Origin of the sequence: Methanosarcina sp. UBA411, from assembly GCF_002495725.1 — an archaeon.
Classification (GTDB): Archaea; Halobacteriota; Methanosarcinia; order Methanosarcinales; family Methanosarcinaceae; genus Methanosarcina.
Genome location: NZ_DAGK01000035.1, coordinates 124,128 through 136,469 on the forward strand (window position 1 = coordinate 124,128; position 12,342 = coordinate 136,469).

The window sequence follows — 12,342 nt, forward strand, 5'->3', positions numbered from 1 at the left end:
TGATTCCCACAGATATGCTGGGCGTTTCCGTGTATCCGCTTTTTGAGGCTGCACAGAATAGTGGCATATTTATCTTTGTTGCCGCTTTGGGGCTCGGAACATTCCTTACCTGTGTTGCCAGTGCAAACGGCTGCGTCTGTGATTCTTCACGCTCCTGGTTTGCTCTTTCCAGAGACAACTATGTATCTTCCTGGTTCTCAGCAGTGCACCCGAGGTATAATACCCCGTACAGAGCAGTAATCTTCACGATGCCTGTTGCAATTGGTTTTGCGTTCAGCGGCTTCCTTGATCAGGTAATTACCTTCTCAATTGTTTCGGGGCTGCTCTGCTACGTGCTGATTCCCTTCTCCCTGATCCGCTTCAGGAACCTCTTCCCGCAGACCACAAGCAAAGTCAGGCCTTTTGTGGGTCCTCTTCAGCCATATATTGCTTATTTTGCAATCGCAATTGCAATTACGATTCTTTCAACGCTGTTTTGGGGATACAAGTATAACCTGATCTTCGCTTTTGTGTTCTACGGCATTGCATACTTCTATTTCAGCCACAAGCACAAGAAATCAAATATTGAAAACAACTGGGCTGAAATGGGCTGGCCCTTACCCAGGGGCTCGGAAAATGGAAAGATAGGAAAGGAGGCGATAGGCATTGGAGATGAATAACCAGGCAATGGAAAGCAAATATCACAGCAAGCTTACCGGAGATACAGCTCTCGTTATAGTCATGCTTGCTTTGCTTGTATGTGTGGAAGGATTTACAGCATACAGGATTCTCTCAGAGACGTGGGAGATTGCTTCCGGTTTCTTCTACCTCTATATAATCTTTATTGGACTGATTGTTTCTATAGAGACTATTGGATGCCTGAAGGTGAGAGAGTCTATTAAAAACCACATGTTCGAGTTCAAGTACTACGATTAAGGAGACTAAAGACATGGCAGAAAAAAATATCATTACAGAAGTTTTTGACATCGTATTTATCTTCGTGCTTGCCTTCGCCTGTGTGGTCATTCCTACAGTGCTCCAGGGAGCAGTACTTGTCTCCTGGGAAGAAGGAGGATCAGGGATAGGTTTTGTCTGGGATCCTGTTGGTTTCTTCAGCCTCTTGCTGGTGATAGTTGCTTTCTTTGTTGTAATTCTCTATCATTCAGTAAAGCACTATAAATACTGAAAAAGAAAAAGTAATTAATAGAGTAGTGCCTGCCTGAAGGGGAAGTTCAGGCAGGCAATTTTTAAATTCAGGCAGAATATTATCTTCTTAAAGCACGTGTAGGATTCTATTCTGCCATATGAGCATAATCTCCCTGAAAAGAGGGAGTTATTCAGGGAGTAATGGAGGGATTTATTTGTGGATTTTTTGTTGATTTTTTGAGAAGGCCAGATCTGGCTTCTGCTCAAGGAAGTCCAGGCTCTGAACCATCTTCAGGAAGTACAGCACATCTTTGTGGATGTCCTGAAATCCAGGTCCGTACTTCCCGTAAAAAGTATAATGGAGCCCCTTAACTCCTGAGAAGCCTTAGCTTATGGCCCATCTGCAATAAAAGATTATTGCTAATAGTATTTATATTTTTCTACGCTAATTTTAGCCAAAGGACTCTAGTATAAATAGTTTTGTATTTTGATAGTTTTCTAGATAGAAGTATATATATAAGATGCTTTGAAAACGGATGAAGAGAAGTAAAATAGAGACATGCTTAAGATCTGTGAAAATTAAGAAAAAGTAAAGACACCAGGGATCGATAAAAATTAAGAGAAGGTAGAGAGCAGTCTTTCGAGCTGAATTCTTTCATTGGCTGCATCCTTAAGACATACATCAGCTTCGGAAATTTTTACAACAAGACGAGCAATTTCTGCGTCCGATTCTCCTGAATCTACGAGAGCTTCGGAAAGTCCTTCAAGAATTTCAGTTCCTGACAAGCCTTTTTCGATGATCATCTCATCGATAAGCTGCCGCCCTTTGGAAAAATCTCCCTCAAGAGCCGCAGAAAGCAAATTATTAATATTTTCATCCCTGCCCAAAGTAGTAGCTTCATATACCATCTCTTCGGTAAGGATCGATCCACGTGCAAGCAAAGAAACAAGCTGTAGAGTCTGTACCGCCTTTGCAACGTTTCCTCTTGCAGAATAAAGGATCGCATCCAATGCGCCTTCCGAAAACTGCAACTTTTCGGCACAGCCGATTTTCTCAAGATGAGTTTTCAGAACAGCATCCGGAACATATGCAAAAAAAATTTGAAGGCCCCTTGAGCGAAGTGGAGAAATAAGTTTGGAAGGTTTGGTAGTGGAAAGAATAAACCTGCATGTTGAACTGTACTTTTCCATAATTCGCCTGAGAGCGTGCTGTGCGTCAGAATTTAGGGACTCAGCATTGTCGATATAAATTAACTTGTAATCGGCATCAAGCGAAGCCATTCCAGCATACTCATTGATAATTTCCTTGAAAATATCGATCACGCTTTTATAGATCTTCTTTGGGTCATCTGTGCCCAGAAAACGCACAAAACGCTTATCTCGGACAAGATAACGCTTCCCCTGGTCAAAAAAATCCGAAGCGTTGAAATATGTAAAATTGTTTTTCCAAGTACTTCCATAAAGCTGCCTGGCAAGAGCGAGAGCCGCTGTTGTTTTTCCGGAATTTTCAGGCCCATATAAAATAAGGTGGGGCAGGGTCCCTGACTGCGACAATTCGGAAAGCGTGGTTACTGCCTGTTCGTTTCCAAGTATTTCCTTCAGGGTACCTGCCCTGTATTTCAAAGTCCAGAGATCCTGCACACATTCACCTTGTTTTTAGTTTTTAAATATCAATTTTGGGCCTTTATCTTTCCTTAAATATTTACTCGGTTATGCTTGCGTTTCCATTTTCATCTACATGAAGGAGTTCCTTGATTACTACACCATAAACCGGCCTTGCAAAAATCACACCTATGAAGACACCAATGATGGTAGTAATTGCAAACCCCTTCAAAGAGCCAAAGCCCATTACGACCAGAGGAGACAGAGCAATTATGTTTGTGGAAGCTGCCCCTAAAATGATTGTAAAAGCCTTTGTTATCCTGGACTTGAAGACCCTTGTTGGAGGGAGTTTGCCTTCGTAAAGCACTTCATCCGTAATAATTACAAGGTGGTCAATTCCAGTACCAATGGACGCGATAATACCTGCAATTGATGCCAGATCAAGCTGCCAGCCTATAACTGCTGCAACTCCAAGGATCATGATAACTTCACTGAAGGAAGTACCGACCATGGGTATCAGGATTTCAGGCCTCTTGTACTTGAAGTAAACAACGGCCGCAACTGCAACCAGGGAAATCAAACCTGTAATCAGAGCTGCAGTTTTGAACTGCTCCCCGAGTCCTGCGTCCACATGTCCTGAACCTACAAGCTTTACATTGACAGGAAGAGCCCCTGCTCGAAGGTGAACCTGAAGTGCTGTAGCTTCGGTTTTAGCAGCTTCATCAGTACCCGTGGAAGCTTCCCAGGAATATATAGGACCTTCTCTCAGTTTTTCAGCTGCAGAGTAACTTAAAGGAGCTCCATATATTTCAACTTCGTCAAGATACATTATTAGGTAATGGGAATCCGGATTGTCAATTGCCCCAGTTTCGAGTGCAACTTTTTGGAGTTGTCGAGCTCCCTCCTCATTCAGGGTAAAAGAAGTATGCCACTGTCCATCATGGAAGCTTGGAATTCCCACACTTTGAATGGCATCACCATAAAGGACATGTTGGGTTTCATTTCCGGTTGTCTGAATCCTGATCTCAAACTTTCCAGGCTTTTCAGCTATTTCCTTGGCAGTTGCCAGATCAATGCCTGCAAAATCAATAAGGATATAGTCCTCCCCTACAGTCCTTACAGGAATATCTTTAAGGCCAAGAGAGTTCAGCTTGTCGCTGAGGATTTCTTTTGTCAGGTCCCTAGTCTCAGTGCTGACCCCTTCTTTGAAAGCTAAAGTCCCATCTTCGTTCTTGTGAATCGAGGCTCCGACCTTCTCCAGTAAAGTCTCAAGCTGTTGTTCAGTAACTGCAGTCCTGATTTCGTAGGTAATTCCATTCTCAGTACTAATAGAAACTACTTCAGCATCAAGAGCTTTTGATAGGTAAGTCTGTATGAGGTACTCTTTACTGGTATCAGAGATAGTTACCTGAGTTTTGCCTTCACTCAGCTTGTCAACGCTTACCGTACCGAGAGACTCAAGCTGGGAGGCACTAACAGCCGCAGATGTTGTAAAGGTGACAGATTTCTCTGCAGAGCCGCCGACGTCAAGGCTATTTTTTGTGATTTCAATAGGGGACCCAATTATAGGCTCGACAATTCCGCTGACTAGCTTTCCTGAATTGGCATCAATCTGGGCAAGTGCACCCTCAAGTTTTATCTGGAGCCAGGACCCGCCTTCCAGGTCAAGCCCAAAGTTAAGGTTAGTAGTCACACCTTCTCCGGGTGTATAACTTGGGTGAATAGCCACAATAGAGCCAAGAAGGAGTAAAAGGAAGATAATTACTCTTGGATTCTTAAACAGGCTTTTTATATCGCTCATCTGTTATACCTCCCTCTGAATTCGGGTTTCATTACATACCATCGTAGAATTCCCGTATTCAGGAGCCAGGTATTCATCATGTCTGCAAAAAGTCCCGCAATAAGCACGATTGAGATCTGCGAAAGCAGAGTAATCTGTGTGAATGAGGGAATGACCAGATATGAGAAAGTCGAAACTAGGTACATGACAGCGAGAGCTGCAAGGGTAGTGGTGGTCATGGTAATACCTGTATGCATAGCCCGGGAAACTTTCTCATCTACGGTTCCACGGCGCTTAATTACCCTATTTGTGAGCAGAATGTCACTGTCTACAGAATAACCGATAAGCATAAGCAGGGCGGCAAGTGTTCCCAGGGAAAGTTCAATCCCTGCAACTCTCATGAAAGCGGCTGCAATTATAATGTCTGAAAAGGCAGAAAGTATCACTGCAAGGGAAGGTATAAGGGTCCGAAAGATCAGGAATACTACAATGGACATCCCTATAAAGGAAATACAAATGGCCTGAATAGCCTGTATCTGCAAATTCTTTCCATAAGTGGGCCCAATATGCTGAATCTGAACATTGGAATAGTGGCCCGTGACATCTGTTTCAAGCTGCTGCTGCTGATCATTGTCCATGACTCCAAATTGCATGATAACCCTACTTCCTGCCTGCCGGATATCGGTAAGAGGGTAAGAAGAATACATTTTTTCAAGCACAGCAGGAGAATCAGCTGTTTCTATCGAAATCTGAGTACCGCCCTGGAAATCCATTCCCAGGATTACCGGCGACCCGCTATTTACAAAGGAAACTAGCAGTATTAATAAAGAAACTGCGAGTATTGCAAGGGGTAACACCAGCAACTGGCGATTATCGTGATTTTTCACGAAGTTATCTAAAATATCGGCCAAACTTGTTGCCATAATTAATACTCCGGATGTATGCATCTATTATTATATTGAATTATCCGAACACTATTCACATCCAGAAATATAGAATCCGGATGTAAAATCCAGAACACGAGATTTATAATCAGATATATAAACAAATTTCTTTGAGAATCTTGAACTTATTCTGGCTACTCGGGTTCAGGTAAGGGGGATAACTTTCTGGATGTCTCAATAATATAAATAGGTTAATATTATAAATAAGTTAATTTGTTTTAATTCTGTAACTTTACAGACTACATTTATTCTCACAGATTATATTAATTCTTTCTCGAAAAAACTTTTTTCTATACACCGTTAATTCATTCCACTTAAAATTAACTCTTAAAAATGGTAGAATCTTAATGTCACAACTCTAATATACCACTTACTGTTCATTAAAAACAATGATAAAAAGACCTTCCCTTGACGAATATTTTCTCGAAATCGCCTTTGTAGTAGGCAAACGGGCTACCTGCCTCCGAAAGAACGTGGGGGCTGTGATCGTCCGGGACAAACGCATTCTTGCAACCGGATATAATGGAGCACCCAGCGGCATGGATCACTGCCTTGAAATCGGGTGTATTAGGGATATGGAAAAAATCCCTTCAGGCACAAGACAGGAAAAGTGCAGGGCAGTACATGCAGAACAGAATGCAATTATCCAGGCTGCAATCCATGGGGTAAGCATAGCAGGAGCAACTATTTATTGTACACATCAGCCCTGCATCCTTTGCACAAAAATGATTATCAACTCGAACATCAAAAGAGTAGTATATGCAACTTTCTATCCTGATAACGATTCACTTAAGTTTTTCAGGGATGCGGGTGTAGAAGTGGAACATATACCTTTTGAGTTGAAAAGCGAGACTTCAAGCGAGAACTGAATCTGCAAAAGTTAAAATCATCCTCCGCTAACTCTTGCATAAGAACATTTTCATAAAAGAATTAAAATAACTAATTACCCAAGATTTCTTGCATAAAAGAATATAAAAACGTGTTCTGAAGGTATTTTATTCAAAAATCTGAAGAAATACAGAGTCTGACGTGACTGGATTATATCCGCGCAAAAGTTTGTCAGGTACCTGAATAGGTTACGTAAACTGATGGAAAAGCGATAGAGGTGGAATAGTGTCTGAAGAATTAAAAGCTAGAACATTAAGAATAGACGCTTTGATTGAATACCAGGAAGGAGCCGTTGTAAGCAGAGAAATTATCCGTAAGGATACAGGGACCGTAACTATATTTGCCTTCGATAGAGGCGAGGGACTGAGCGAGCATACTGCCCCTTTTGACGCCATGGTCCAAGTAATAGATGGAAAGGCAGAAATCACTATTTCCGGAAATAAAAACATTCTGGAGAAGGGGGACATGATCATAATGCCTGCCAGCGAACCCCACTCACTCCGTGCCCTGGAAAGGTTCAAAATGGTTCTAACAATGATCCGTTCTTAACACTATTGGGTTCATATTAAGTTGAAGCAAATTGTTTTTCAGCCGGGCAAAATTGGAACTAGAAGCCGAACCATCCAAGCACTCTCTTTAATTCAATTCTTTTTTTGAAGGCAGCGGAGTCCTTTTTTGATAATATCCTGCTCTTCAGAACGATACATTTCCCTTATAGAAGTATTTTCATTATAATAATAATCAAGCCCTCGAATTACGACTACAGGAGTTCCACCTGCACCTTCACCCATTAGAAGATTTGCAGTGCCTGCAAGCTCATCAGCAATTGCTTCCTCTGTAATCTCAAGGACTTTTCCGAAGAGATCTTTTTCTCCAATCCAGTGCTTGACAGGCTTTATCTTGTAAATTCCTATAGCAGCACCGGTCTGCCCTATTTTGAAAGCTCTCCCGTTTGTATCCGTGACAATGACACTTAACTTTTTCCCGCTCAACTTTTCGAGTTCTTCCCCAAGCCTTGCAGCACTGGCATCTGGATTCTTCGGAGGGTAGAGCAGAAATCCGTCTTCAATATTTGACTCATCAACTCCTGCATTTACGCAGGTATGTCCTGCTAGAGTTGTCACAAGCATAAATGGCTTTTCAACAAGGACCTCCCTGCTCCTGGAAAGCACAGACTGGATAAACCTCGCATCTTTTCCGCTCCGAGTTGCGATCTCAAGTGCTACTTTTCCTGGAGTAATATCCTCTAGCCTGAAGATCTCCCCTTCAGCTTTAGCAACAACGGTCGAGGCAACGATAACAATGTCTCTGTCCTGAAATTCTATGTTCTCATAGATGATCGAGGGCAGATTATCCCCACTATGTATAAGGGGAATATTCTCAACGGCTATGGCTTCAAATTTCAAGTATTTTCCTCAAAGTCTTTGAAACTAATAAATAAGAATAGCATTTGTTCAGTTAGGTATAGGAAATAATAGGACTGATCTATTAAACAAATAATTTACAGCAGTAAAGGCAGTAACCATAAATAAGACCACCGATATACTGGATCTTGCGGCGATGATGAGAGTTACCCCAACTGAGCAAAAGATGATGAAAACAATTTCCTGATGCCGCGCTTTTCACCTATTTATTAAGATCCTTATTTTTCAGTTTATTTTGTTTTTAGTTTGCATTATTTGCTTTATTTTAATTTATAGTTGCTTAACTTACTATTTCTAGATCTATTTATCTTTTCAATCTATAGATCCTTAAATTAACTTATTTCCTAAAGAGATTTTATTTTCGAACTAACTCTATTTTCGGTATTTTTATTCACCGATAACACCTGTTTTCTCTTGAAGATTAAAGAGCTTTTATCTGCTTGCAAACCGAAATTGAATAGAGGTGTTAAATACGAGCCAGTATGATCTGAATGAAATTATAGAAAAAATAAAAGATAGAAGCCCTTTTGAGTTAAAGGACAACGAACGAAGCAGAATCTGGAGTTTAAGGGTTATCATAAGCAAGCTATATTACTCCCTGGACTATGAGAACGAACCTCAAGCCACTAGGAAAAAAGTAACTCAGCTTCTTCTTTATCACGGACAGTTTAGCAAAGAAGAAATTGACGAGATCTTTCAATTGTCAGCAAAAGAAACTACTGAATATTCAATGGAGTTTTTGAAACAGCACCCTGAAGTTGCACAGGCTGAAGCCCTGAAAAGTAAAGAATTTCCAGAGGAAATAGAAGGAGAGAAAGAAGAGAGAATTAAAGAAATAAAATATATTTTTCCGCGTTACTGCTGAGTTTCTGCGATGTTTTTCAACAAAACATGAAAGGAATAAAAAGGCAATATAAAAGTAGATAGTGAATCAACAAGTTGATAAATAGAGGAATTAGAGAAGAAATTTTCATATACTATTTGTATGAAAAATGTGAAGTTGACGAGATCTTTATGACATTATCCTCCATGAAAAAAATAATATTATTTTACAAATAGATATTAATATTAAAGTCAAATTAATCCTCAGAAAGAGCTATAGAGCTTTATAAATTATTTAATTAATGGAAGATAATTTTATATCTAGTAACCGCTAATTTTTGTATTCCCGTTTAAGGGTAATAAATATTGAAAAATGATATCTCAAATATATTCAGATAACAAGATAATATGAGAAATTATGGAAGGTATTGGAGATACAAAAAGAGAAGCTCTTTTCAATTACGAGGAGAATGAGAACACTAGATATTCCCAGGCAGCTCATGTAACGAAAGTTGGGATGGTAGTCAACGTTTTGCTAACAAGTTTTAAATTTGTGGCCGGAATTGTAGGAAATAGCTCGGCAATGGTTGCTGATGCAGCTCATTCTCTATCTGACTTCATGACTGACATTGCAGTAATAGCGGGTTTAAGGATTTCCAAGAAACCCAGGGACAAAACTCACAACTACGGACATGGAAAAATCGAGACACTAGCTGCGGCATTTATCGGGCTTGTCCTTGCTGCAGTGGCGTTTGGGATTTTTTGGGGTGGACTTCAGAAGGTTTTAGCGTTTTCCCGGGGAGAAGCGCTGCCAGCTCCAAGTTCGATTGCGCTTATTGCGGCAATTCTGTCAATTGTGTCAAAAGAATGGCTCTACCGTTATACCATGATATACGCCGGGAAACTTAAGAGTGATGCGGTAACTGCAAATGCTTGGCACCACCGTTCGGATGCCTTCTCTTCCATAGGAACCATGATAGGAATAGGAGGCGCCATACTTCTTGGAGGCAAGTGGGTAGTGCTCGATCCAATAGCCGCAGTAATATTAAGTTTCTTTATCTTTAAAGTGGCATTCGATATCTCTTACAAAAACCTGAATGAACTGGTGGAAGCTTCACTCGATTCGGAAACTTACAGAAATATTGAACGAGTCCTGATTACTACTGAAGGTGTTTTAGGCTTCCATGAGCTAAAAACCCGAAAAATAGGGAATGCCATGGCTGCAGATGTCCATATTGAGGTTAATCGGGACTTGAATATTGTGGATGCACATGAAATCTCAACGCAGATCGAAAATAGACTAAAAGAAATTTGCGGCAGTAATGGCCATTTTTCTATTCATGTGGAGCCGTGTTCTGATTCCAAGTATTATAATAAGAACTCCCGTGGTAAGTAACATAAATGAAATGATTTCCAAATACAAGACTCAAAAATTGAAGTTTTGAATTGGAATAAACTCAGAAATTAACAGAAAAAGATGAAAAAAGAAAAGACTGCGATTTTTTCCCGCAGTCTGATATGTTTTCAGAGTTATCTTTCCGGTCCAGAAAGATTACTCAATAGATATTTTCTTTGTCGGCTCTTCCAATTGCATTTTCGGCAGCGTAATTGTCAGGACACCATTCTCCATTTTTGCAGTGCTTCCCTCTTCCTTAACGCTGGTAGGCAGGCGAACTGCCCTGTAAAATTGAGTATATGCCCTCTCCCGGCGCAGATATCCTTCCTCTTCGGTCTCTTTTTCCTTCCCGGTCTTTGCACTGATCTCAAGCATGTCTTCTTTAAGGTTAATTTGAACATCCTCTTTATTAATCCCAGGCAAGTCGGTAGTGACAACAAGCTTGTCTTCCTCTTCCTTAATATCAATGGCAGGAGTGTAAACTTTTCCGCCTCCCCATTCTTCCATTGGCATAAAGTCTTCAAACAGCTGGTTAAGGCGTTCCTGCGTCCTTCTGATCTCTTCAAAAGGGTCCCAGCGTGCAGGGCCTGAAAATGATCTTCTCATAGGCCATCTCATATTAATTACCCCCTAAATTAAAAATAACACAGCTATGTGCTATTCTAAATATATTGAGAAAGGATATATACATTTTCTTGGGCAATTTCACAAAAACGTAATACAAAAAGAACCTGAACGATAAAAGAAAAAGTTTCCGAAAATCCAGAGCAATAGATTTTCGTGGAAATTAAAAAGATGAAAAACAAATAGGTCCTCGAATTGAAAACTAGAGAAGGCAGTTACTTGGCCTTCAAAAGTATTCCTATAATATCTGAAGCTTTTACAAGGCCCAGAGAACCTTTTTTAGCCGACTCTTCATCAAAAGTCTCTGCTCCGTCAGAATCCGTTTTGTCAGTCCTGTAGACTGCGAAGGGAATAGGATCTGGAGTGTGGGTTTTTAAGGAAATTGGAGTTGGATGATCAGGTAACACGAGAATCGTAAAGGGCTCATCTGAAGCCTCGGCATGTTTAAGAATAGGAGCTACAATTCGACTATCGAAATCTTCTACAGCTTTTAACTTTTTATCAATACTCCCCTCATGTCCGGCTTCGTCCGGGGCTTCCACATGGACAAAAACAAGATCCCTCGTTTTCAATACCTCGATTGCAGCACTGGCTTTTCCTTCATAATTGGTATCCAGATAACCGGTTGCTCCTGGAACTTCAATTACGTCTAGGCCTGCATAAACTCCAATGCCTTTCAGAAGGTCGACTGCCGAAATAACTGCTCCGGTTTTGTTGTACAATTCCCTAAAAGGCGTAAACTTTGGAGCATGTCCCTGGCCCCAGACCCAAATTGAGTTTGCAGGATTCTTACCTTCCTCAATCCTTTTCAGATTAACTGGATGCAGTTCAAGAACGATCATAGATTTTTTGATCATGTCAGAAAAGAAATCTCCGTCTTTTCCTCCGGGCAGATATTCCTCAAATTTTTTCCCGGTAATATCATGCGGGGGAGTGCATTCCGTTTCAGCTCCTAGATTGTTTCTGGCAACCAGGAGGTGCCTGTAGCTGATACCTGGATAAAAGCTTAGTTCTTCTGTACTGAGTTCAGTATCAAGGGTTTCGATGAGAATCCTAGCTTCTTCACTGGTGATATGCCCTGAGCTATAATCTTTTATTCTTCCGTGCTCGATAGTTATAAGACTGCATCTGAAAGCCACATCATCGGGTGCAAGAGCCACACCCATACTGGCAGCCTCCAAAGGAGCCCGACCAGAGTAATAGACTGACGGATCGTACCCGAGAATGGACATATTTGCGACATCACTCCCAGCAGGAAGCCCATCAGGTATAGTTTTTGCAAGTCCCATTTTTCCTTGGGCTGCGATATAATCCATAGCAGGGGTTTGGGCTGCCTGGAGAATGGTTTTTCCACCCAGCTTTTCTATTGGGTAATCAGCCATTCCGTCTCCTATAAGTACAGCGTATTTCATTGCTTCACCTGTCTTCAACTAACTTAGTCTTTCATCTCGGGAATTAAATATATTATTTTCTACCAGTTACTGAGATTTATTGGGAATTTGCCAGCAGTTTTTTCTTCCTATCTGGAGATTTTAGTTTCTAAACCCATTTTACACAAACATTATAATATATTACCCATATCCTATACAGAACAGGTTCTCAGCATAAAATATATTAGTGGCAAAAGAGCCGATATATAGCTTTCTCTACAAAAAACCATCTTATTGAGAAGAAACCTGCAAACCTGCAGGAATCCCGGAATTATTCATTCCAATCCGAAAAATTAGTGAGGGTAAC

The 12,342-nt window shown here is 40.7% G+C and carries 14 protein-coding genes; 8 read left to right on the forward strand and 6 right to left on the reverse strand.

Annotated elements, in window-relative coordinates; all coding sequences use genetic code 11:
* From BP861_RS15475 to BP861_RS15490, 4 genes are all read left to right on the forward strand, one after another.
* Positions 1-659: APC family permease (locus BP861_RS15475; RefSeq protein WP_292376906.1), on the forward strand; the 659-nt coding region annotated here is incomplete at its 5' end.
* The gene (locus BP861_RS15480) at positions 652-915 is read left to right on the forward strand and encodes a monomethylamine permease (protein ID WP_292377020.1); all 264 of its coding nucleotides are present in this window, start codon (positions 652-654) and stop codon (positions 913-915) included. The genes BP861_RS15475 and BP861_RS15480, both read left to right, overlap by 8 nt.
* 13 nt (positions 916-928) lie before the next feature.
* Positions 929-1,165: an AcrB/AcrD/AcrF family protein gene (locus BP861_RS15485; RefSeq protein ID WP_292376907.1), complete on the forward strand. Its 237-nt coding sequence runs from the start codon at positions 929-931 to the stop codon at positions 1,163-1,165.
* A 161-nt stretch (positions 1,166-1,326) separates the two neighbouring features.
* A complete protein-coding gene (locus BP861_RS15490) occupies positions 1,327-1,497 on the forward strand; it encodes a hypothetical protein (protein ID WP_292376908.1) in 171 nt (56 codons plus the stop codon).
* Positions 1,498-1,740: 243 nt separating this feature from the next.
* Here the strand turns inward: BP861_RS15490 and BP861_RS15495 are convergent, their stop codons facing one another.
* The 3 genes from BP861_RS15495 to BP861_RS15505 form a co-directional block, all read right to left on the reverse strand.
* Positions 1,741-2,766, reverse strand: coding sequence for an AAA family ATPase (locus tag BP861_RS15495; RefSeq protein ID WP_292376909.1), 1,026 nt, complete (start codon positions 2,764-2,766; stop codon positions 1,741-1,743).
* A gap of 61 nt (positions 2,767-2,827) precedes the next feature.
* Entirely contained in the window at positions 2,828-4,528 is a 1,701-nt protein-coding gene (locus BP861_RS15500) for a preprotein translocase subunit SecD (RefSeq protein ID WP_292376910.1), read from the reverse strand.
* On the reverse strand, positions 4,525-5,430 hold the full coding sequence (locus BP861_RS15505) for a protein translocase subunit SecF (RefSeq protein WP_292376911.1): 906 nt from the start codon (positions 5,428-5,430) through the stop codon (positions 4,525-4,527). The genes BP861_RS15500 and BP861_RS15505 overlap by 4 nt, the downstream gene beginning before the upstream one ends.
* Positions 5,431-5,840: 410 nt before the next feature.
* Between BP861_RS15505 and BP861_RS15510 the strand changes: the two genes are divergently transcribed.
* On the forward strand, positions 5,841-6,320 hold the full coding sequence (locus tag BP861_RS15510) for a deoxycytidylate deaminase (protein ID WP_292376912.1): 480 nt from the start codon (positions 5,841-5,843) through the stop codon (positions 6,318-6,320).
* A 286-nt stretch (positions 6,321-6,606) separates the two neighbouring features.
* The gene (locus BP861_RS15515; protein ID WP_292376913.1) at positions 6,607-6,888 is read left to right on the forward strand and encodes a cupin domain-containing protein; all 282 of its coding nucleotides are present in this window, start codon (positions 6,607-6,609) and stop codon (positions 6,886-6,888) included.
* A 92-nt stretch (positions 6,889-6,980) separates the two neighbouring features.
* Here the strand turns inward: BP861_RS15515 and BP861_RS15520 are convergent, their stop codons facing one another.
* Positions 6,981-7,745, reverse strand: coding sequence for a coenzyme F420-0:L-glutamate ligase (locus tag BP861_RS15520; RefSeq protein ID WP_292376914.1), 765 nt, complete (start codon positions 7,743-7,745; stop codon positions 6,981-6,983).
* 481 nt (positions 7,746-8,226) lie between these two features.
* On the opposite strand from BP861_RS15520, the gene BP861_RS15525 reads away from it, so the two are divergent.
* On the forward strand, positions 8,227-8,628 hold the full coding sequence (locus tag BP861_RS15525; protein WP_292376915.1) for a hypothetical protein: 402 nt from the start codon (positions 8,227-8,229) through the stop codon (positions 8,626-8,628).
* Between the two features lie 375 nt (positions 8,629-9,003).
* Positions 9,004-9,981, forward strand: coding sequence for a cation diffusion facilitator family transporter (locus BP861_RS15530; RefSeq protein ID WP_292376916.1), 978 nt, complete (start codon positions 9,004-9,006; stop codon positions 9,979-9,981).
* A gap of 156 nt (positions 9,982-10,137) precedes the next feature.
* Here the strand turns inward: BP861_RS15530 and BP861_RS15535 are convergent, their stop codons facing one another.
* Both BP861_RS15535 and BP861_RS15540 read right to left on the reverse strand, forming a co-directional pair.
* Positions 10,138-10,599, reverse strand: a complete 462-nt coding sequence (locus BP861_RS15535) for an Hsp20/alpha crystallin family protein (RefSeq protein WP_292376917.1) — start codon at positions 10,597-10,599, stop codon at positions 10,138-10,140.
* 221 nt (positions 10,600-10,820) lie between these two features.
* Entirely contained in the window at positions 10,821-12,017 is a 1,197-nt protein-coding gene (locus BP861_RS15540) for a cofactor-independent phosphoglycerate mutase (RefSeq protein WP_292376918.1), read from the reverse strand.
* Positions 12,018-12,342: the final 325 nt, after the last annotated feature.

Excerpts from the sequence above, each read along its gene's own strand:
- BP861_RS15480 (WP_292377020.1), top strand. The coding sequence starts at position 652 with ATGAATAACCAGGCAATGGAAAGCAAATATCACAGCAAGCTTACCGGA.
- BP861_RS15485 (WP_292376907.1), top strand. The coding sequence starts at position 929 with ATGGCAGAAAAAAATATCATTACAGAAGTTTTTGACATCGTATTTATC.
- BP861_RS15490 (WP_292376908.1), top strand. The coding sequence starts at position 1,327 with ATGGAGGGATTTATTTGTGGATTTTTTGTTGATTTTTTGAGAAGGCCA.
- BP861_RS15500 (WP_292376910.1), bottom strand. The coding sequence starts at position 4,528 with ATGAGCGATATAAAAAGCCTGTTTAAGAATCCAAGAGTAATTATCTTC.
- BP861_RS15505 (WP_292376911.1), bottom strand. The coding sequence starts at position 5,430 with ATGGCAACAAGTTTGGCCGATATTTTAGATAACTTCGTGAAAAATCAC.
- BP861_RS15510 (WP_292376912.1), top strand. The coding sequence starts at position 5,841 with ATGATAAAAAGACCTTCCCTTGACGAATATTTTCTCGAAATCGCCTTT.
- BP861_RS15530 (WP_292376916.1), top strand. The coding sequence starts at position 9,004 with ATGGAAGGTATTGGAGATACAAAAAGAGAAGCTCTTTTCAATTACGAG.
- BP861_RS15535 (WP_292376917.1), bottom strand. The coding sequence starts at position 10,599 with ATGAGATGGCCTATGAGAAGATCATTTTCAGGCCCTGCACGCTGGGAC.
- BP861_RS15540 (WP_292376918.1), bottom strand. The coding sequence starts at position 12,017 with ATGAAATACGCTGTACTTATAGGAGACGGAATGGCTGATTACCCAATA.